Annotated in this window: 23 protein-coding genes, 1 tRNA gene and 1 CRISPR repeat array; of the genes, 5 read left to right on the plus strand and 19 right to left on the minus strand. The window is 37.6% G+C overall.

Translation table 11 applies throughout. The features are described from left to right. On the minus strand, nucleotides 1-197 hold a 197-nt coding region (locus BUC12_RS20165), incomplete at its 3' end, for a hypothetical protein (RefSeq protein ID WP_221407224.1). Between the two features lie 212 nt (nucleotides 198-409). Further along, nucleotides 410-757 carry a hypothetical protein gene (locus tag BUC12_RS18215; protein ID WP_062184187.1) on the minus strand — a complete coding sequence of 116 codons (348 nt, stop codon included), beginning with the start codon at nucleotides 755-757 and terminating at the stop codon, nucleotides 410-412. Nucleotides 758-1,094: 337 nt separating this feature from the next. Between BUC12_RS18215 and BUC12_RS18220 the strand changes: the two genes are divergently transcribed. Both BUC12_RS18220 and BUC12_RS18225 read left to right on the plus strand, forming a co-directional pair. Next, a complete protein-coding gene (locus BUC12_RS18220) occupies nucleotides 1,095-1,307 on the plus strand; it encodes a hypothetical protein (protein ID WP_062184191.1) in 213 nt (70 codons plus the stop codon). A gap of 9 nt (nucleotides 1,308-1,316) precedes the next feature. Next, nucleotides 1,317-1,814, plus strand: a complete 498-nt coding sequence (locus BUC12_RS18225; RefSeq protein ID WP_062184193.1) for a hypothetical protein — start codon at nucleotides 1,317-1,319, stop codon at nucleotides 1,812-1,814. A 137-nt stretch (nucleotides 1,815-1,951) separates the two neighbouring features. Next, a CRISPR array of direct repeats spans nucleotides 1,952-2,458; the repeat unit is 47 nt; unit sequence ACTGTATTTCAAGGAACTAAGATACAAAATTGAAAGCTTATCACAAC. Between the two features lie 32 nt (nucleotides 2,459-2,490). On the opposite strand, the gene BUC12_RS18230 is transcribed toward BUC12_RS18225, so the two are convergent. From BUC12_RS18230 to BUC12_RS18240, 3 genes are read right to left on the minus strand one after another with little or no spacing between them, the layout of a single operon-like run. Next, nucleotides 2,491-2,814, minus strand: a complete 324-nt coding sequence (locus BUC12_RS18230) for an SH3 beta-barrel fold-containing protein (RefSeq protein WP_062184196.1) — start codon at nucleotides 2,812-2,814, stop codon at nucleotides 2,491-2,493. Between the two features lie 43 nt (nucleotides 2,815-2,857). Further along, nucleotides 2,858-3,181, minus strand: a complete 324-nt coding sequence (locus tag BUC12_RS18235) for a hypothetical protein (RefSeq protein ID WP_062184199.1) — start codon at nucleotides 3,179-3,181, stop codon at nucleotides 2,858-2,860. A 37-nt stretch (nucleotides 3,182-3,218) separates the two neighbouring features. Beyond that, the gene (locus BUC12_RS18240) at nucleotides 3,219-3,533 is read right to left on the minus strand and encodes a hypothetical protein (RefSeq protein ID WP_062184202.1); all 315 of its coding nucleotides are present in this window, start codon (nucleotides 3,531-3,533) and stop codon (nucleotides 3,219-3,221) included. Between the two features lie 155 nt (nucleotides 3,534-3,688). On the opposite strand from BUC12_RS18240, the gene BUC12_RS18245 reads away from it, so the two are divergent. The 3 genes from BUC12_RS18245 to BUC12_RS18255 are packed head-to-tail and all read left to right on the plus strand — an operon-like array spanning nucleotide 3,689 to nucleotide 5,188. Continuing rightward, nucleotides 3,689-3,970, plus strand: a complete 282-nt coding sequence (locus tag BUC12_RS18245; RefSeq protein ID WP_062184205.1) for a helix-turn-helix domain-containing protein — start codon at nucleotides 3,689-3,691, stop codon at nucleotides 3,968-3,970. A 46-nt stretch (nucleotides 3,971-4,016) separates the two neighbouring features. Beyond that, nucleotides 4,017-4,757 (plus strand): zinc ribbon domain-containing protein, encoded by a 741-nt coding sequence (locus BUC12_RS20170; RefSeq protein WP_062184208.1) that lies wholly within the window; start codon nucleotides 4,017-4,019, stop codon nucleotides 4,755-4,757. Nucleotides 4,758-4,771: 14 nt separating this feature from the next. Continuing rightward, the gene (locus BUC12_RS18255; RefSeq protein WP_062184211.1) at nucleotides 4,772-5,188 is read left to right on the plus strand and encodes a hypothetical protein; all 417 of its coding nucleotides are present in this window, start codon (nucleotides 4,772-4,774) and stop codon (nucleotides 5,186-5,188) included. A gap of 48 nt (nucleotides 5,189-5,236) precedes the next feature. On the opposite strand, the gene BUC12_RS18260 is transcribed toward BUC12_RS18255, so the two are convergent. From BUC12_RS18260 to BUC12_RS18325, 14 genes are all read right to left on the minus strand, one after another. Beyond that, on the minus strand, nucleotides 5,237-8,251 hold the full coding sequence (locus BUC12_RS18260; RefSeq protein ID WP_062184214.1) for a hypothetical protein: 3,015 nt from the start codon (nucleotides 8,249-8,251) through the stop codon (nucleotides 5,237-5,239). A 4-nt stretch (nucleotides 8,252-8,255) separates the two neighbouring features. Continuing rightward, nucleotides 8,256-10,742 carry a hypothetical protein gene (locus BUC12_RS18265; protein ID WP_062184217.1) on the minus strand — a complete coding sequence of 829 codons (2,487 nt, stop codon included), beginning with the start codon at nucleotides 10,740-10,742 and terminating at the stop codon, nucleotides 8,256-8,258. A gap of 2 nt (nucleotides 10,743-10,744) precedes the next feature. Then, nucleotides 10,745-11,749 carry a hypothetical protein gene (locus BUC12_RS18270; protein ID WP_062184220.1) on the minus strand — a complete coding sequence of 335 codons (1,005 nt, stop codon included), beginning with the start codon at nucleotides 11,747-11,749 and terminating at the stop codon, nucleotides 10,745-10,747. Between the two features lies 1 nt (nucleotide 11,750). Continuing rightward, the gene (locus BUC12_RS18275; protein ID WP_062184225.1) at nucleotides 11,751-16,031 is read right to left on the minus strand and encodes a tape measure protein; all 4,281 of its coding nucleotides are present in this window, start codon (nucleotides 16,029-16,031) and stop codon (nucleotides 11,751-11,753) included. 3 nt (nucleotides 16,032-16,034) lie between these two features. Continuing rightward, on the minus strand, nucleotides 16,035-16,220 hold the full coding sequence (locus BUC12_RS18280; RefSeq protein WP_139262117.1) for a hypothetical protein: 186 nt from the start codon (nucleotides 16,218-16,220) through the stop codon (nucleotides 16,035-16,037). Between the two features lie 14 nt (nucleotides 16,221-16,234). Then, nucleotides 16,235-16,717, minus strand: a complete 483-nt coding sequence (locus BUC12_RS18285; protein ID WP_062184230.1) for a hypothetical protein — start codon at nucleotides 16,715-16,717, stop codon at nucleotides 16,235-16,237. A gap of 20 nt (nucleotides 16,718-16,737) precedes the next feature. After that, a tRNA-Met gene (locus BUC12_RS18290) sits at nucleotides 16,738-16,808 on the minus strand. 40 nt (nucleotides 16,809-16,848) lie between these two features. Further along, the gene (locus BUC12_RS18295; RefSeq protein ID WP_062184232.1) at nucleotides 16,849-17,394 is read right to left on the minus strand and encodes a hypothetical protein; all 546 of its coding nucleotides are present in this window, start codon (nucleotides 17,392-17,394) and stop codon (nucleotides 16,849-16,851) included. An 11-nt stretch (nucleotides 17,395-17,405) separates the two neighbouring features. Continuing rightward, a complete protein-coding gene (locus BUC12_RS18300; protein WP_062184235.1) occupies nucleotides 17,406-17,831 on the minus strand; it encodes a hypothetical protein in 426 nt (141 codons plus the stop codon). Continuing rightward, nucleotides 17,828-18,283 carry a hypothetical protein gene (locus tag BUC12_RS18305; RefSeq protein ID WP_062184238.1) on the minus strand — a complete coding sequence of 152 codons (456 nt, stop codon included), beginning with the start codon at nucleotides 18,281-18,283 and terminating at the stop codon, nucleotides 17,828-17,830. The genes BUC12_RS18300 and BUC12_RS18305 overlap by 4 nt, the downstream gene beginning before the upstream one ends. Beyond that, nucleotides 18,274-18,600: a hypothetical protein gene (locus BUC12_RS18310; RefSeq protein WP_062184241.1), complete on the minus strand. Its 327-nt coding sequence runs from the start codon at nucleotides 18,598-18,600 to the stop codon at nucleotides 18,274-18,276. Before BUC12_RS18310 ends, BUC12_RS18305 begins: the two co-directional genes overlap by 10 nt. Continuing rightward, nucleotides 18,600-18,911 carry a DUF6706 family protein gene (locus BUC12_RS18315; RefSeq protein ID WP_062184244.1) on the minus strand — a complete coding sequence of 104 codons (312 nt, stop codon included), beginning with the start codon at nucleotides 18,909-18,911 and terminating at the stop codon, nucleotides 18,600-18,602. Before BUC12_RS18315 ends, BUC12_RS18310 begins: the two co-directional genes overlap by 1 nt. Next, nucleotides 18,908-19,987 carry a hypothetical protein gene (locus BUC12_RS18320; RefSeq protein ID WP_062184247.1) on the minus strand — a complete coding sequence of 360 codons (1,080 nt, stop codon included), beginning with the start codon at nucleotides 19,985-19,987 and terminating at the stop codon, nucleotides 18,908-18,910. The genes BUC12_RS18315 and BUC12_RS18320 overlap by 4 nt, the downstream gene beginning before the upstream one ends. Nucleotides 19,988-20,001: 14 nt before the next feature. Beyond that, on the minus strand, nucleotides 20,002-20,595 hold the full coding sequence (locus BUC12_RS18325; RefSeq protein WP_062184250.1) for a hypothetical protein: 594 nt from the start codon (nucleotides 20,593-20,595) through the stop codon (nucleotides 20,002-20,004). Nucleotides 20,596-20,597: the final 2 nt, after the last annotated feature.

Genomic DNA, 20,597 nt, shown 5'->3' on the forward strand with positions numbered 1-20,597 from the left:
ATATCAGCTAGTTCTTCTTTGTTTATACCTTTCCATAGCTCTGCTGCGGTTTTAGCAGCTTCTTTATAGCGTCCTTTATCTTCGTCTTTCTCGAATATCGACTTTATTTCTACCATACACATTATAATAGCAGCTCCTATCGTTGCGTATGGAATGTTACTCGGATTGATCTCTGAAATAATAATTAGTGAATCCACTAGGCTAAAAGCCAATAATAGATTATACCTCTTTCGCAATTTATCCAAAGTCCTGTCAAGTCCATAAGTATGAGTATATATACCTTTTGCCTTTGATTTACTTATACCGGACCATAGATCAGCAATTACAGCCAGTAAGACTATTATATACGCAAACAGAACTTTATATATCGCTGGTAGATATGGGTCTAGTATTTCTCGAACTATTTCTTTCATTTGGCTTTCTTATTTATAGATAAATACTTTATGAATTCAAACCTTTTTCGGACACCTAAATATCCCATATCAACCTGATTACTATATGCCTCCCTTTCGAATGATATATTGTAATAAGCGGCTTTAGCATTCCGGTATTGGATCAACCTAACAATCCATTCTACACCGTACCAGAGATAGAAGAATAAGTATAAAAGCTCTTTCATCTGTCTGGTGTGAATTTGTTCATGGTTAATAGTGGTATCCGATATCGGTTTATACTCTTTCCGAGCAAAGATGATCCCGAAAAGATTAATCGCTATATACCCTTTGATTGGCAAAATGGTGTTGTAGATTATTTTCATCTGGTTATTTATCCTAAAATATAAAGAGGCTGCTTATTTTTATATTAAAGGTAAAGACATAAAAAATGCCTACCATGTAAATGATAGGCTAGGGATAAACAGAACGATATATGTTTGAATATCATCCCTATATTTGTTGAATAATTATTATATTAAATTAGAAAGTGATGGTAGAAGTGTGTTTTTTTTTGTATTCAGAAGAACTTAATGTCAACTTTTGATGTTCTTACTATATCTTATAACATCATGTACTATAAGATTTTTTAGCTTTATTTTTTATTTGTAATTGAAAAATAATTGTAGTTTTGCACAAAACACGTGAACAAACTAAATAACTATGAGTATGGCAAATATATTCAGTCGTATATCTTCCAGAAAATCCGAAAGAACACAAGAGGAACTTACTATGCAGTATAAGAGACAATTAATGGAAGCCTTAAGCATAGACAAGCTAAACGATGCTTGGCAAATAGCAAAAAAAGAAGTTGAAGAAGAAGAGGCTCAGAAAGAGGAATCAGAACATAAACGATTATCTTTAGCTGTTAAGTAGTAAGATAGCATGGAAAAGCAAAACGACACAAATCCGATACAGACAAAATCTCCCCACTTTTACGACAACCTTACAGCCTCCTTAGATAACGAAATTTTAATAGCTTTGGCCTACGACCGGTATAAGCGTGAAAAAATAAAGGTAATCAAAGACTTCAGGGATTCCGGAATGAATAGTAAGAATATCGATAAAAAGATGAAGGAATGGCAAAAGACCGAATGTAACAAAGTGGATTTATACATAGACAAAGCTACAAGTACCTACGCTAAATCTATGCAAATAGCGTTAGAGGGTCCCTCTAAAGAGCTAGCTGAAGAAAGGAATGCCTTTAGGAATAGCGTAGCTCATTTTTGCCCCAAAAGAGAAACCCGGACCTCATCTTTTTTGTGGTCAGTTGGAGCTTCTGTTGTAGCATGGCTCATAACTATATTAATTGTGTTGATAGCATGGGTGTCTCGTTTGCCTAAGGGTACATCTGATAGATTGATAGCTCTTATTTCGGGATGATAATGGTGTTTTAAAGATAGTATAGTAGAAAATAAAAATCCCGACGATAATCGGGATTTTTATTTGAAATACATCATTTTTTGGAATCCTAATGAGTTGTGATAGTTGTTGAATTACAGCGTATTATCTATACATATACTGTATTTCAAGGAACTAAGATACAAAATTGAAAGCTTATCACAACAACGGTTTACTATCGTACACGACTTCTAAACTGTATTTCAAGGAACTAAGATACAAAATTGAAAGCTTATCACAACCGCATGGAGCTGGCACCATTAGTACTCTTTACTGTATTTCAAGGAACTAAGATACAAAATTGAAAGCTTATCACAACAATTGTATTGCTTTTAGTTTAGCGTTCTTGACTGTATTTCAAGGAACTAAGATACAAAATTGAAAGCTTATCACAACTGCCTCACTCTTAGCTTTGCTTATTATAGACTGTATTTCAAGGAACTAAGATACAAAATTGAAAGCTTATCACAACAAGTAACATACAGCATTCTTCTGATACTTCACTGTATTTCAAGGAACTAAGATACAAAATTGAAAGCTTATGACAACATTTAATTTATTGTTATTAAATAAAAGTAAACTGTATTTCAAGGAACTAAGATACAAAATTGAAAGCTTATGACAACTACATTAATGGAGTTGTCATAACTCTATATATTTATGCGATTGATATTATATTCATTCTCTTAAATGATCTGAAAGCTTCTTTTTCAGTGTCCCAGTAGGTAAAAAGAAGATCATTCGATTTTCTCTCTGTGCCTTTTATCTTATCAGCTATTACATCTTCTTTCAAAGTGCCGAATGCTTGACGAATCGAACCATCGATCTTTTGAAAATAAAACTTAGCGATACCCTTACGCATTGCTTTCGCTAATTTGAATAGTTGCCATGCCTTTTTAAGACATTCTGCGAATGCTTCGCCTGTTACCTTGAATAGTCGCCATGCTTCGCTCATTATTCTGCTTAAATCTGTAGTTTTCATAATCTTTATTTTTTTATGCGGGGCTTTCGCCCCGATTGGTTATTTAATTTACGTTATCTTCTATCTCGTAATCACATGAACCATTACATCGAGTAATCTCAGCTACTGCGATGCCGGTTATATCTACATACATACAGAAGTTGTCTACTTCTACGATATGCCAGCCATCATTGTAACGTACATATCCATCTTCATAGATAGTTTGTATAAGTGTACGGCCGTCAGGCATTTCATAAGATGCCAGTTCACAAGGATTTTTGATAGTGCCATTATTATACTCGCTAATGTCGGACATAGCTTTTAGGACTCTATTAGCTAACTTTCTTTTAGTATCGAATTTGTCTGTATATATATGTGTTGCTTTCATATGTGTGTATTTGAAGCCCCCGAAGGGGCTGTTTGTCTTATGCTGTCATTAATTCGCTCATATATCTCTCATATTCATTGTACGCTTTTATACTCATTTCGAGAAGCTCAAATTTGCCATCTCTTTGAATACATACAAAGTCAACAACTACACCTACTTGCTTAGTTAAGAAAAGCATATAGTCAACACCTTCTACTTTTATTAATTTAGGCATATCCTTAGAAGATAGATTGTAATTCATACGTACAACTTCACATACATCTTCAGGTCTGCAATAAGAGCAATAAGGGTTATAATCTTCTTTTTTTAAGCCCTTAATGAAGTTTACTTTGTTTGAATCGTTTGCTTTCATATGTGATATTTAAATTATAAAATATGTTGTTATAATTATATCACAAATATAAAAATATATTTTATATTACGCAAGCTTTTATAAGAAATTATTTTATATTTGTATGTTTTTATAAAATGTATTCTTATATTTGCTGTATAATTAATACTTTACTTATGTTCAGAATTAAGGAGATTATAAAAGAGAAAAATTTAAAAGTCAGTGATATTGCTGATAACATGGGAATTGCTCAGCCAAGCTTAAGTAATCTAATAAATGGGAAGACGAAACCATCTCTAGATATGCTCGAAAGAATTGCGGAAGCATTAAATGTTCCCATTAAAGAGTTATTTGCAAATGATGGGATTACCGGCTTTATTAAAATAAAAGAAGATATTAGAGAAATAAATTCAATACAGGATATTGAAAAATTATTAGAAGAAATAAAAGGAAAATAGAAAGGAATGTTTAGTTTTGTGTAAACAAACAAAACTATATAATGCTATGGCTCTGATCAATTGTTCTGAATGCGGTAAGCAAGTTAGCGATAAAGCTGTAAGTTGCCCCACCTGTGGAAATCCAATAAACAAACACACTACATCTAATGCGATATCTTCATCCAATGATATAATGAAATGTCCTAAATGTAATTCCACAAATTTAACAAGTGATAAAAAAGGGTTTAGTGGACGGAAAGCTGTTGCAGGTGCTGTTCTTACAGGGGGGATAGGATTGTTAGCTGGCACCATAGGAAGTAATAAAATGATGATTACTTGTCTGAACTGTGGATATAAATATAAAGCAGGAGAATACCATTCTGAAAAGCGAAAATTTGACAATGAAAGAGCTATAAATAGACGCATTGCGAACGGAGAAGAATCTTTTGCCGGACTTATAATAGTGGGATTTATATTTAGTATTGTCGGGGCTATTATATCCTATAATTTATATCAAAGCGATTGGGATTTCTTAGGGACAATATTTACTATAGCTACATTTATATGTGTTGCTTTCACAATATTAGTCATATACTCAGAGAATAATAAAACTTTGACTAAGAATAAGCCCGCAAATAAAAATAATACTAATACTTTATCTGATAATCAACTTGATAATATTTTAAAAGATTATATTCGAAAGGGGCAATTATTGCAAGCCGTAGACTTTTATAGGTTAAGGAAGGGTATTGAATTTAACGAAGCAAAAGACTATATAGATAATTTAGCTTCAAATATTAATAAATAAAATCACCAACTAGGATGAAACAACTACTAACTATCCTATTTGCAATAACATTATTCGCTTGCAGTAGCGATGAAAATGAACCAATAGTTACACAAGATTATACCAGTTTTACGATCGCTCGTGAAACTGACAATTCTATAACATACAATTGCGTTATCGGCTATCAGGGATCAGACGGTATATGGATTCGTGTCGCATCTCTTGGAGATATTAAAGGAAAAACGGAGTCCAAAGAAATAATAGTTGATTACGCCAAAATTAAAGAGGTTTATATGTTTCAAGATTATTATGAGAATGGAGCATATAAAGAAACATTAATTGCTGTTAACCCATTTGTTTTAAAGGAAAATATTAAAAATACATTTATCATATCTAATAATTACAGCATCAGAACCGTAAACAAAGATGATCCCAAACAATACCCGATATGATCTAATTATTAAATATCCGATCTAGGAAGGATCGGATATTTTTTTATTTTAATATTTATATTTGCTCAGTAACCATACTTTTACTTTAACATCATCTACCAGTCTATCATCAACACATACAACCGTAGCCGTCTCTCCCTCGACAATATCAATATAAGTACTCTCGGTACTGTTCTGATATAACTTATGACCTGTAGGAGGTTGTAACCTTATAGAACCGCTCATCCATTGCTTCAACTCGAGTTTTAAACCGATATAAGCGTCAGCAGGCAGCGTAACGGTTTGCTGTACGGTCGAATCAGAGAAAATATAAGTATCGGTTGTTAATAGTTCGGTGTTTTGGTCGGTTGTTCCGGATATCTGTTTTACCTTTAATATTAACCCATTCACTCGAAGCTTATCGAACCAACCACCATAAGCAGGAGTTACATCCGAAGCATTCACATTTGAAGCAGTTCCGTAAACACCTATCGTACCTTTATAATTCTCTCCAGTATTTATTGCGCCCCGACCTAACGCTGAAACAGAAGATAGGTAAGTATTACCATCAACGGCGGAACTAACATAACTACCCCTGCTTGACACATTCAACCCATTAGCCGAAAGGCGGGAATTATTATTTGTATTGTATGCATAAATACCATAAGACCCAGGATCGATCTCTATCGTTTCCTGTCCTTGCAGTTCCGGCGAGTCCCAAAGCTTTTTGACCCTGAATATACCGTTAGTACCATCCAGTAGTATTTTAGGAGTGCCATCCGTATTTTGAGCAATAGAGCTGAACTTGTCATTATCGATAATCCACCCGGCAAATAAAGCCTCACCGAATACTTTTAATGTTTCGCGAATTACAGCATTGGCCAGAGTCAAAGTGTTCTCTTCTGTCACATTCCAATCTAAGCCCGGCACTTTAAACTGATTATCCAACAATCGCCACCAACTATTCCCGTCGCTCGAATAAATATTATCGACAGTCATTTGTCCGGGCAGAATCTCGGTGTATCCGTACACGGTTCGAAAAGAACGATCCCCTTCAAATTCGGAACTCAGATAACCGACCCATAAGCAATAATAGCCATCAATATCATAAAGCCCTATACCCTCAGAGGATATAAAGAATTCACCGGTACCGATCATTAAGCCATCCGTCTCGTCAAATGATTTAGAGCATTTCATATAGACATAATATCCCTGATCTGTTTCAGTGAGAACATCAGTCAAATATTGAGTAACACTCCAGTACTTGTACTGGTCAGGCTGCCGGTTCGGCTGCATCGTATCAATGTCAAGAGTCATATGCTTCACATTACTCGCCGGTAAGAGGAATTTCTTCGTTTCCGGATCAAAAGCAAAAGCCGGAGTTTGAACAGTCAGCCAGTCGGCCGCAACAAATTGATATTGCAGGGTTTCATCACCAAATAAAGCCATCATCGAATGAATAGATACAGAACTTAGAAGCTGTTCAACAAAGCTACCCGATGGATCACGCATTGCATTTAATAACTCCATCGATTGGGCCCAGCTTCTTTTAGCGAATCGTATCACCTCCTGTTGTTTCCGGTCAACCGTCTGCTCATTATTCTCTACCTTATTGACGACTGATGTGTTGAATGAAGTACGGGTAACACTATTCGATAATTCAATCTTAGGCATTCTCGGCTTATTGACAAACCGTGTAGTCGCTGTTATCCGGATATCAGCACCTTCAGGTAAGAAATGAGGATCGGTAAGGTGGATAAAGTAACCGATATTCAAACGGTCACCGATAACACCCCAATTCTCTTTAGCATACTTCTGGTCCAAAGTAACCGAATAAGTATATTGAGGCTGTTCATTCTCGTACAGATAAGCGACAACCTCATTCAAGGCTTTCTCTTCCGCTTCATCTATGTACTCCTGAGGTAATTTAATATGAAATACAGCATACTTATCACCAACTGCAGGGATAATAGTACCTTGAGGATATACCAAGCCATTCTCTGAAATAGGCTGAATACGGAACCGTTTTGTCGTATGGTCGTAAGCGAAAGTAAATTCTTTTTCCGATCCGGCCAGTTCACCTGTTTGAAAGATAATAGCAGCCGTTTCTCCGGCAATCGCCAGCTGATTGTAGTCGATTACATTATCAGCATCAATAAATGCCCATAAACCCTTGCTGTCGTCTATTTCTTCAACGCCGGTAATAGTACCTTCATGTGACGGGTAAATCTCGGTAACATCGAGTGTTTCCTCAGGAGGAACAGCAACATCCCTCAGTGGTACTGCACGCTCAATATAAGAACCTGTAGAATCGGTTACATATTCAATTCCTTCGTAAACAATAGTCCTGCTTTTCGGCAGCCGTAAAGTATCATTACCATACGAAGCAAAATCAATATTCCGGTCGGATGATTCGATCCAGACGCGCGAGATAGGTGTTTTATAAATCTTTCTCTCAAGACCATACAGAATACCGTTTCCTTCACCATAAGCAAGTGGGATAGGAGGGAAGTCTTTTCTCTCTACTTTCTTTAAATGAACCGTTTTACCTTCAACATTGAATTCGGTCTTATACCTGTCAGCGACATCACCCAAGAATTCATAACAGAACATATCGTTTATGTCGATAGTCATTTCAACACCATCAATACACTCTCCTTTAGTCCATCCCCTGTTACGGTCGTTATAGTTCATACAATCGATAATCATATCCAGAAAGTCGGAAGGAGTACCACGCAATGAATATTTAATCTTCGGTGGAGCGTTTAACTCGATACTTCCATCCGGCTCTTTATTCAGTGTAATGAACTTAAACTTTGTTTTCTTCATATAAGCAACAGGAGCCTCAAGAACTAAAGTGTATTCGTAATTCCTGTTACCCGATTTCTTGAAGTTATTCTCGCTGACCAGATAATACATCATGTTCTGGAATACACAGTACATATCAATAGGCATATCTATATACTGTGTCAGGTTGAAATACAAACTCAGGTCGTCACGATTCATTATCGAATTATAAGCGTATGATTCGTCCGATACTTCAATGTCGATCAAGGGTGTAGTATTTGGATTATATAGTTGCATGCAGTTACCAGTTTAATTGAAAGTCCCGTTTATCATTTGTAAAATCGTTCACCCCGATTTGCCATATAATCAGGTCGATTGTACTTAATGAACCTATTACCTCAGATTTAAATATACTAGGGTCGCCGCCCGTCATTGTATTGCCCGTATCAATCCCGTCGAGATTAGTAGCACGTAAGGTCATACCTGAACCTCCGCTTATCGTAACAGTAGCCCCAAGAGCCACGCAAGCCCGACGTAAGAATTGCGCCCACGCAACACCGCCCCAGTCGTTATAAGTAGCTCCGACTGTGATCGAGTCCCCGACCAACTTAACACGCATACCCGTCATATCGCCGTATATGGAACGCAATTGCCCTGTTAGTAATTGCGTTAACAGGTTCGCCAAAGCTTGCGATCCGTCATCCATTCCCGGATGTAGCCCGTCCGAAGTCCAGTTCATCAGGTTGTTGACAGATGTTCCATCACTATTTACATTCTTTGCGAAATTTGTCAGCCCTGAAATAGCAGCCAAGTCTATGAATGGAATATTCCGATTCTTACATACTGCTCTCTGAGTCGCAATTAAAGCTTCTATTTCGGGGTAGTTTACAAAATGACCAACAAAGCAATGCAATGCCTTTTCTTTACTTGCATATACCTGATCTAAACAGGTATTGAATGAACCGACAAACGAGTTTAACCCTCGCATATTTATATCATATTTAGCGATGGGCGTTTCACCGTCATAGATTTGATCCGATGATACTCGCAGATTTGGTAAAGTATATAGTGTATCGCTATCCGGAAATACACCGACATCTTTCAGATCGCCACCCTTAATTGATACTTCAAGTCCGGTTTCTTCTCCTGAATCGCTATCAGGATCTTGATATATCTTCCAGAATCTGTAATCACGCTTTTCCGGCAGGTCTTGATCGTAAGTTGTCTTGAACGAAGATACGTTCGCAATATTGAATCTTACGAACTTACATCCAAGGCCTCTGGGTATTAAACCTGTTTGCACCCGTGCGTAATATGAATTTGGAATATTGGTTTGCGTAAATACAACAGCCGGAGGCGCCATAGGCACACCTAGTGTCTTATCACCCCAAGGTATTTCCTTTTTATTCTCATCATACATGATAAACGGTATCAACGTATTACCATCTGTCATAGTGGTGTAGTTGGTAAAGCTGGGAATATAAAACAATCCGCCGTCACCGTCTACTTCAAAATAAAAGTCAAGGTAACCGAGATTATTGCCTCCCGTTGTTGGCGCTGCCGTGGGTAAACCTCCGGTCGCCTCTAAAATAACATTGGGAACAATAGGTAAATCACTGGATGTTGGATATTGAGGCCTTAAATCCGTTACAAATCTATTCTTCAGGGTAGTCGATGAACCACCACCGGATGAACTCGATATCCCTTTTATTTTTGTTACAGTGTCGCTGACTACATTTTCAAAATCGAAACTCTGTAATTCATTGCCGGAAACATCAGTAAGAGCCGCCGCCGAACCTGTCGTACTACTGCCTGCATACTCGTACAGTTCAATCTCATTTCTTATATCGAAGCGGAACCAGTCCATTTTTGTCGTTAATATTGCTCCTGAATTGGTAAAGAAATTTGCATCCGAACAAAACACGGGTACAACTAACCACAACTCGACATTTGGAGTAGTGAACTTAAACGGATTGCCCCATTCAGGATAAGCAACATACGACGGATATGCCGTTGTTCCCGTTACAGGTTCAGTTCCGGAAGCTGCCGAAGCAAACAGCAATACGGATGCCATGTGCCGTTGAGTCACGTTCTGATACGGGGCGGTATTGTCATACACCCACAAATTATTAGCAGGAGCAGGAGCATCGGGTATCGATCGCTTCGTAAAGTCCATTGCTGCTGATTCCGGATCATAATCCACAATTGGCGGAAATAAGTCCTGATATCCGGTCTTTACGTTCCGAAGTTCATACGTTGTCGCCGGCTTTAACTTCATCATTAAAAATCGGTTCGTATTAGTCGATGTTGTTTTCTGAATGAATACGCCAACACCTGTAAGGGTCGAACCGATACCGTTGAAATACCAGGAATTATATCCGGAGAATAAATAGCCGTTTGCAGCCCCTGTTTCGGTTGCCCGGAAAGCAGTTGTCAGGTCGGTTGCTCCGCTCGATCCGTCGTTGCTATCGACGGCAGGTTTGAAGTAAGCGGCGGCTTGAGTCTCCGAATTTACTTTATCAGCTTTGGTCGCCAATTGCACAAGTGTTACTTCTCCGTCAGCTCCTTTTGACGGATTACCGGAATCAACCCCATCGATAAGCCAGTTACCATTCGCCCCGACAGTTACGACAGGCGAATGTCCGTCTGCTCCTTTGTTCCCTTGGAGTTGCTCAAGAGTAACTTTAACCGAATTATTATTTGCATCAACAGCAGGAACTAGTAGGCCAGGGGTGAGAGTCCCATCCGGAAAGTCCGATATCTTTATCGTTTTATATTTATCAGCCATTATTATATTTCTATTAAAAAGTTATCATCTTCTGTTACAAACATCAGTTTATCCTCGGTACCCAGTACCTTAACCGTTGTCTTCGGTCTGGATTTGGTAAATACCAGAACCAAGTTGAACTGACATAAAATATAGGATGGGTGCATTTCTATCTTAAAATTCGAAGAACTTTTATAGTGACATTCGAATGTATCATTCATATAGTCGACACCCAGTAACCTTTCATCCGGTGCAGTTAAAGCCGAAAAGAAAGCGGTATAGTTATTCCAGAACATATCTATATTCTTTGTCAGAAAGCTGCATTCAAGAGTAACCTCTTTGCTCTTGAATACATTGAATGATGTATCATACTGAACACTATCCTGAGAACCGATATTCACTTCCAGATTCGTTTTCAGATCAGGAATTTTATATATCTCAGCCCTGCCTTTATTGACGATTAAGCCATATTTAGAAAATGAAATACCATCAAGCTGGTACTCTGACAAAGGCATATTCATACCATGCCCCATAGCTGAGGTAGAACTATTCGACATGTCGATGAGGTATTGACCGTCTTCAGTAATAAGCAGATCTCCGCTTTCCGTACCCAATACATAAGGGTATATCAATAATAAGTCTCTGGGAAAATCATCATAAAATTGCAAGGTGAACTCCTGAGCTTCACGCTCTACATTCCTGGCAGACTCTTTATTCAACCTTAATCGATATGAACGTCCAAGTGAAGTGAAAGACAGTGTCCGGTATCCGGGTTCCGTCAGGAATATGATAAAATCATCGATCTTCTCATTGTCACGGGTGACGCATGAGAAAGTTAAATCGACAGCCTCATTATTTAGTTTAATTTCTGAAAGGTCAACATCAATGCCATCGCTTTCTGGCCAGTCATTATAATAGAGTTCTTTAATTGAAGGGAATGTAATAAGCCCTCCAAACCCGTCTCTGGATATTCCTATACCGTATTTAGCGTATATATCTATTCCGTCTATGTACCAAAGTCCTGTCATGTTATCTTAATGATATGCCGTTATCCCTGATCTCTCTTAATATAGAAGTTGTGGCAGCCGTATTAGCTGCTATCTGCCTTTGAAACTCCAGCTGGTCGTTAAAAACCTGTTTATAGCTATTGACAGCATCTTTCACGTCCGACAAGTGTCCGTTCTGAATTTTCAGATAATCCTGATTTTGTTTATTGATATTGCGGATATCATTAACCGATTGACGCAGGGCATAGAAATTGGCGTTAATCTCATTCGCTGAATCCTGAGTAATAGATGCCGCTACACCGGTTATTCCGTTTATGTCAGAGTTTTCTTTACTGACACCCATAGCATCCAAAGCTGAATCATACAGGCTTTGAGCTTTGTTATATGCTTCCTCATACATTTTTTGAAGCTCAGCCTTTTCACCGGATGTTAAGCCGAAAGTATCATCTGTGCTACCGGATTCGGCATATTCGGCAAACTTATCATACCAGTCTTGTAAGGCATTGGTCAGGTAACTGCTCTTTGTGAATTTGAGAGCAGCTGTTCTCATATGATCATTGAATGAATCCCCAACATCGCTGAATATCGTATCGGCTGATTTTACCAGATCATCCAAACTATCTTTCAGACTATCGAATGTGATACCTGTTACAGCCTCTTTGACAGATTTTTGTATATCCTCTATCTTTTCGCTTCCGTCAATTATATTTTGAAGATATTCCTTAGTTTCATCATTTAGCTTCGCCCAAAGCGTAGGGGCTTCCTCCTTCAACCTTTCTAACTGTTCGGCGGTCAGGTCAAATAAGCCTGTCATTCTTCCCGTAGTGACAGAACTATAAAGAGAATCGGATATATTGTTGTTTTTCTTCCATGCCTCCAAATCTGCCCAGTCATCACTATCGATCCTTCCTTGCTGGCGAACACCCCACGACTTTCCTCCTTTGTTTTGAAAGGAGTTTAAAAAAGATTTACCTAATTTCCTATAAGACTCAATGCTTTTTTCGACCAGGGATTCGGCTTCTTTACCAACCCTTACAGCTTCTTCTCCATAGGATATGGATAGGTATTCTTTCTTTTTATCGATAAGTTGGTCCCAAACCGCATTGAGCCTGTCGTATTGCTCTTTTAGTTTTATGTACTGTTTGTTATCGCCTCCTCCGAACATTCCGAAAATTCCGGCTACGGTTTTACCCAGACCGGTTATTGTTTTCACCGATCCCGATATGATAGAGAATGGCTTGGTTAGGTCAATTGATTCAAGGCCTGACATCATTTGCCCTACACCCTCGAGAGCCTTTTGGAATTGTTCGGGAACTTCCACCCCGAAATCGTTAAGCATGTCCAGTATATCGTTACCTGCATTGACAATTTCAGTACCTTTCCGTCCTGCGTCATTGATGGATTTGGACATTTTCTTCAGGGCAGCAACTCTGGCGTTTTCAGCATTGGCTAGGTCTTTTTTGTATTTGACATAATTAACATCATTCTCTTCAAGTGAATTCAGATTTGCCTTTGCTTTTGCAACATCATCGATTGCTCTCTTGTAATCGGCATAGCCTTCTTTAAGTTCGGTTAGAGGCTGCTTATTTGCTAGTTTTTCGTCAATACCCTCTATCGCTTCACTTACAGCTTTTAAGTCTTGTATATTAATATTATCTCCGGCAGCCTGTAAGTATTCTCTTAGTTTATCGCGAAGGTCTTTCAGTGCATCAGTCGAAACTTTATCAAGGTCTCCAAAAACCTGTTCCCAATTGATCTTTTCTTTAAAATCATCAAGGCTAAGAGCAGATGTTTCTTTCTTCTCAGCTTTATTTAGATTTTCAATCAATTGGAGATTTCCAGATTCCATAGCTTTAGCCCGGAGATCGATATATTTTAGAGCTATCTTATTTTGCTTTTCTTCAAATGTTCGATATTCTTCCAAAGCATCATCAAATACATCCTTACGTTGTAGTTTAGCTATATTATTAGAATTGTTACTCCATGATGCATATGCCTGATCTTCTTTTTTATTGGTTTGTTCATCAATATACTTAGTCTCCAGTTCTTCAGGTAGAGCTTTTTTACCAAACTTCTCGATGAAATCAGCCTGCTCTTTTAGTTTCTCGTCATTGAACTCTTTTATTTTTTGTAGTTCTTTCCGGTAATTGAGGTCATTCTGTTCAAACTGTTTTTCATAAGAATCTTTTTTCAGGTCGAGTAGAGCTTGCTCATTATCTAATTCAGCCTGGATAGCTTCATTGGTTAGCTTTTTACGAAGATCGGATTCTTCTTTTGAGATTTTTTGAGCTTTTTCGGCATCTTTTATATTCTTTTTATTTTCAGCATCTTCTTGCTTTGAAGTTTTACCCTTCAAAGTCTTAATTTCGTCTTGTTTAGCCTTTATCTTGCTATCTATATCTTCAAGTTGCTTTTTTAGTTGATCTTCACTTAACTTCGCATCATTCTGTTCTATTTTTTTTCTTTTATCTTGTAATATCTTCAGATCACTATTATATTGTTTTTCCCATTCGATGTAACTTTTTACAGGAAGCTTTCTTTTATTTAATTCAGCGGTTAAAGCGTCAGTTTGTTGCTTAATCTGGTCAGCATTAAAATCACCATCAAGAACTCCACCTTTGGTTGTTCCTAACTTTGCATCCTTATATTGCATCTCTGCTTGTAGCCTTTGACGTGCAGCTAACTCAGCTTTTATCTGAGTATCGGTCATTTTATTAATGCCTGATATAAAAGAGTTTATTCGATCGTTCTGAACCTTCGATTCATGATCTTCTAAAATCTTATTGGCATAATCCATTTTATTTTTAGCATCAGCAAGAGCTATATCATATCCTTGCCATGCAGCATTAGTATTCTTGAGACTATTATAGTATTTTGTAGCCTTATCTGCTTCAGCTTTCGCTTTATCATAATCAGATTTATTTGTTTTTACTTTTTCTCCAGAATCAATTTCAGCTATTTGTTTTTTTATAGATAGGATATCCGCCAATTTCAATGTCTCAATGTCGTACTTTGCAAATATCTGAGGGTATTTTTGCTTTAATTTCTCAAGTGCATCGGTACGTTCGAGATCTGCTAAAGCTTGATTTGTTGATGAAGTAATTAATTTCTCAATCTCATTCCTATGTTCTTCTTCTTTTTGAGCAGCTTCTTCTTTTATTTTATTTAGGTCTGCTTGTGCTTTCTCTGCTCCCGTTGTGCTATCTCTTAAAGCCCACATAGTTGCTACTAAGCCAATAATAGCAACAGTGACAGCTACATAAGGATTAGCAAGCATAACTTTATTTAATATAGATAATGCCGCACTCCATTGTCTAGAAGCAACAGCTCCTAATTGTTGAGAAGTTGTTAATGTCGCATTTGCTAAAGCTGCTTGTAGTGCCATCTCAGCTTGCACTCTCATTATAACATTATTCAAAATTATTGCAGTTCTGTATGCTCCATAAGTAGCAACTAAAGCAAGTAATACTTTACCCAGCTTCTCATAATTAGCTACGAGAAGATTAAGCCCATCCATAGATGAGTAGATAATACCTTCACTGCTTTTACCTATGGAATTGAATACAGCATCTATATTGTCTTTTAGTTCCTCCCAACGTCCACCGATGGATTTAGATTGCTCAGCCATCAGGCCACCGTACATACCTCCGGCAGTTGTCATATTCTTGAAGGCTTGCTCAACTTCTGGAAATCCTACTTTTCCGGCAGAGACAAGTTCGTTAACTTTACCTTCAGCGACACCAAGTACTTTTGCAAGTTCTGCATAAATAGGAATTCCACGTCCGGCAAACTGGCGTATATCCATTAAATAGGCACGACCTTGCATTCTAAGAGTTCCATACAGATAAACAAGATCACCTATTTGCTGACCGGTGCCGGCTGCCACATCTCCGAGCATAGTCATTTCTTTAATGACATCTTCAGCTTTGGATCCGTAAGCGATCAGCTGTTTAGCTCCAGATGATGCAGATTCAAGGCCGAAAGGAGTATTTGCAGCAAATGTTTGAAGTTCCGACATCAGCTTTGTTGCTTTTTCGGTACTCTTCAACATGGTACCAAAAGCAATCTCTAATTGTTGGAACTGATTGCGTACCTGAACAGTTTTACTAATAAGTTCTTTTACTCCGAATGAGATTCCAAACATGCCAGCTGCACGTGACATCTTGTTAAACATCAATTCAATTCTGTCACCTTCAGAGATAACATTATTTGAAAAGGTGTTAACCGCGCGTCCTGATCTATTGAGAGCATTAAGAAACTCCCGATCATTTGCTGTTATGTTAAAGCCTAAACCTGTATTCATTCGCTAAAAATTAAACTGCTCAAAGTGAGTGTATTTTTGCTTTTGTCCTGTATTTTTTCTCGGTGTCTGACCTTTAGTATCATTTGAACTACTTCTGTATGGAGGTATTACATTTAAGAGTTGTACCATATTCGCATAGCTTAGTTCATTCCTGATCTGGTCCCGTGTATATCCGGGGTATGTTTTCATGAAAACCGATTCGATCATCCAAGGGCTGTCTGATCTGTCTCTTTCGTCGGTTTTATCTGATTGATTCCTTTCAGGATAGTGATACAATCCTGATAAAAAAAAACATGAGAATTAAGGAATAGCTGTCCTGTAACATTATGAATCTCTTTGATTGAAGCTTCTCTATAAGCTAATTCAAATACTTTCTTTCTAGCTCGGTTATTAAGAATGCTTTTTATCCATTTGGGAAACTTAAGCTTAGACTTATATACTGCTGATATAGAAATGATCTCAGCCAGTGTTTTAGAATATTTCAATTCTTTTATCACAGGAGGTAATGCAATATGATCAGGTGTCCCTTGTGGATAAATCTCAGGTATTGGAAGATCAGAAGTTAAGGCACTTATTTGTTGCATATCAGAAAGTGTGGCAGGACGCAGATATACTGTTTCACCTCCTAACTGTATAGAGAATTCCCTTTGTTCAAGGACTTCAATAACTTTCTTTTCTTCAGTCATAATCAATAAATTTGAATTAGTGGCGGGAAAAGGATTCGAACCTCTATCTTCAGGTAATGAGCCTGAAATGCTACCATTACAACATCCCGCGATATTTTAAAAGGCATCGTATTTTGACGCCTTTTATGGTTTTAGATGGCTTTTTCCCGATAACCTCTGATCTTATTACCTGCTGCATCGTAGTTTGGCTGACGTGTAACAGTAAAGGTGTACTTACCGAGGTTATTCTTTCCGATAGATCCTGTTTCCTTAGTTTCAACTAATACAGGAGTATACTGTTTGATTTTAGCCGGATATGCACCAAGAGCTTTAGTCTTGATTTGCATTGCCAGTGTTTCAGTATCATCATGATCGGGATCTTCAACTGTCCAGCCTTCATCATCAGAACTAGCAGTACCTGCTTTCATCCCTTTGAAATATTTTGCTATTGTATTTGATTTATCCGATGTTGTAAACACTATGGTTTTAACTCCTTTAGTTCCCGGTAAACGCAAGTTATCTGCATTTTCAAACTCAATATCTACATTACTGTTAGATTCTTCGGTTGGTTCAACGGAATCGATATCTATCATTTGAATCGCTATTCTGTCCGGATCTGTATCGAAATCTGGAAATGCACCATCTGCTGCTAATGGAGCAAATACTATTTCTTCTATGCCATAATCTATTTCTGCCATTGTTTTAAAATTTAGGATTTAACACTTTTTGTTTCACATATGAGTGAGTAATAAAAATATCTGTTAGTTGAATCACTGACCAACTGAGGAGCAATCGAGGTGATTGCTGTATCATCGAATATCGCATCATTAAGTACTGGCATGATCTTTTTTACAAGACTATCCAGTGTTGATAAATCAGGTTGTGTTTGATCATCATCCTGTTGAATATTTTTAGCATAGATGCAAACTTCGAGTGTACCATCTACATCTACATTACCAATATCAAGAAAGCTTCCAACCGTCTTAACCAGAATGAAAGTATCAGGTAGATTCTTATTCGGATGAATAAGAGAATATATCTTCATAGAGGACAATGCAATATCAGGCTTTGCTAGTTCCTGTAATAAAAACTTACGGGCTGATAATATGATTCCTGTATTTACGATATTTTTCATTTACTGAATTGACTAAATAAGCGTTTAGCTATTGCTTTAGATTCCGCTTCTGTTGATTTTAGAACATCATAACCTCTTTTCTCTACATAAGGAGCATATACTTCACCTGCAACGAATATCAAGACATATCCGGATGAAAAGCTTTTTAATTGCTCTAATGCAAAATGAAGTCCGTCTTGTGCACCATCTTCACCCTCAGTTCCGCTATTCGCGTTCGGATTAAATCCGCCTTTCTCTTTAGTCGTTCCATCTTTTGCGATAATATAACCGACAGAGCTTCTAAGATTACCGGTTCTATCTGTATAACTTCCATGTTCACGGGCATAAGCTAGTCCATATTCGCCAATATATTGAAGTACTTGAAGTATCTTATTTTCCATTCGAATTCTAGCTTCTTCAATTGCTCTGAATACATCATCCCGGCTACTTCTATTTTGAGGTCTTATACCCATAATCTGGAATGTTTTACATCTTTACCGCTTGGACGTTTTACTTCGCCTTGAAGCCTTACAGTCTTATCGTCTTTTTCCCTTACCTCTATTTGGGTACCTGATAGTATTTGTTCGACACCTTGAGGTAAAAAGATTTGAGAAGAAAAGACATACATAGATCCATTACTCAGCCTTATTTCGTTACCACTTCCATTAACCTGTTCATAGCAGTTACTAACAAAAACAAATTCTTTATTTCCAGGTATTGTTTGACCGTAATCATTTTCTGTTTCATCTGTAACGACTACTTTATAAAGCTTATGGGGATAACGGTCCATTATCGAAATGTTACGGTCGGTTTAGGTGATAATTGATCTTTAAGTCCATATAACTTGCATAAGTATGAATAGTAATCTTTTACACCTTGAGAATTATAAGATTCAGACATATCTCCTTGAGACCAATTAGCCCGTAGGAGCAGAGCAGGAATAAATCCTGCCATAGATATCTCAACGGCTCTTTTGTTTTCATTAGATATCTCACTTTCAAGATCTATTTTTGTACTCAAGGTTATATCTACCAAGTCAGCCTCCGATAATGAAATACCGAAGGACTGAAACTTAGTTGATATGTAATCTTTTACTTTCATCCTAAATCAGACAAGTCAAGAATTGCCATTTTGGTAGGTTTCTCAATAGATACAATACCTTCCATTCCATACTCCATAAAACGACCTTCTTCTGTACGTTTAGAAGCAATAAACATCTTACCATCTTCAAGAGATGTGTACTGTTTACCGGGTACGTTATCAACCATCTCATAAGGACGTTTCCACATCAGACGACCGATCTTACCGGCAGGAACGAATGATATCTTATCATCCGGTACAACATTTACAGACGTATCGGGACTTGTTTGAATCCATTCTTCACGGATTACGATACGTGGAATTCCGGCAACGGATAGTACAGGATTAATAAGCTCAGGAGTAAGTAAAGTGAACGGATTGACTTGATCTTGTTTGATACCCAAACGATACTTATCTTTAAACTCGCTTGATCCTAAAATACGGTTCTGAAACGTGTTAAGATTCATCTCCATGCGATCAAAAGAACAACCTTTTGGACGTAGTGCATTAATCACTTTGTCTCGAATGAAAGTTACCAGATTGTTCTTATCCCCGACTGCTGCTTTGATGTTATTAATCGGAATCGTGATATCATCAATTGTAACACCTTCGTTATTTGCATTAGCAGATACTTTTGCTGTACCCGTAAAACGAAGATCTGCATTCATCTTATCAAAAGCCTTATGTGGGGCTAGAGTACATTGACGAAGATCATCTACAAGGAAGTCAACAATCTCATTGATAACAGTAGCATTGGGCGTTCTATTATATGTATCAATCAAAATTTGGAGTTTTTCCAAACGTTCGTTAGTCATTTGATACGCATCTCCCAAACAAGCGACCTCTCCGATGCCACTACCTAAAGAATGACGTTTACGAATAGGTTTATTTGAATATCGATCAATGAATGTACCAACAACAACCCCTGTTTGATTTCCTATGAAGGTTTTGAATGTTCCATCCGGATTGGCTTGATCGTAATCCAGATAATCACGCCAATGTACACGGTCGGCTTCTGTCGCTGTTACAACAGATCGGTCAATTACCGCTTTTACAATTTGCGGATTGCTCAATAATAAATCAATAGTAAGTAACATATATCCTCCTTTCTTTAAATAAACATGAATAAATGTCCCAAGGCTTCTTTATCCCATTTAGAGATTGGGAGATATAGATCTTTCTCTTTTATCTCGAACACTTGACCGATTGCCGTAAGAGTTTGTCCGGCTACAGCGACTTTATTGCGTTCATAATTCAGTTTGTTAGCTACATTTTTAGGTGTAGGATCAGTTGCAGAAGTAGCTTCAGTTAAAACCTGACCTTCTTCTATTGCATTTTCAAGAGCAGATACAGTTATAAGATCAAAAGATTCGTCGGACGTATCAATGGAATTTGCATCAGAACCAACAGATATTACTTTCTCTCCATCACTTATATTGAATGATTTTTCAATAAGGCTTCCTTTCTGTATTTTTATTGAAGTGGCACCAACGGCAGCAACTTCAACAACCTTTACATTTTTCACCAACACGGCTTTCTGCGGGTTGTGTGTTACTTTGATCGGTGCTAGAAAAGGAATCTTATAGCCCGCAGGTAAACCGGTAATATCCCAGTTAAAACCTCCAATCATTCGATAGATAGTCTGCTCATTGCAAAGCTCTCTTTCGACTTCGGGGGGCATATTGTACTTTATTCCAGGAGGCATAA

Source organism: Indolivaga macrotermitis (assembly GCF_900128985.1).
Lineage (GTDB): Bacteria > Bacteroidota > Bacteroidia > Bacteroidales > Dysgonomonadaceae > Dysgonomonas_A > Dysgonomonas_A macrotermitis.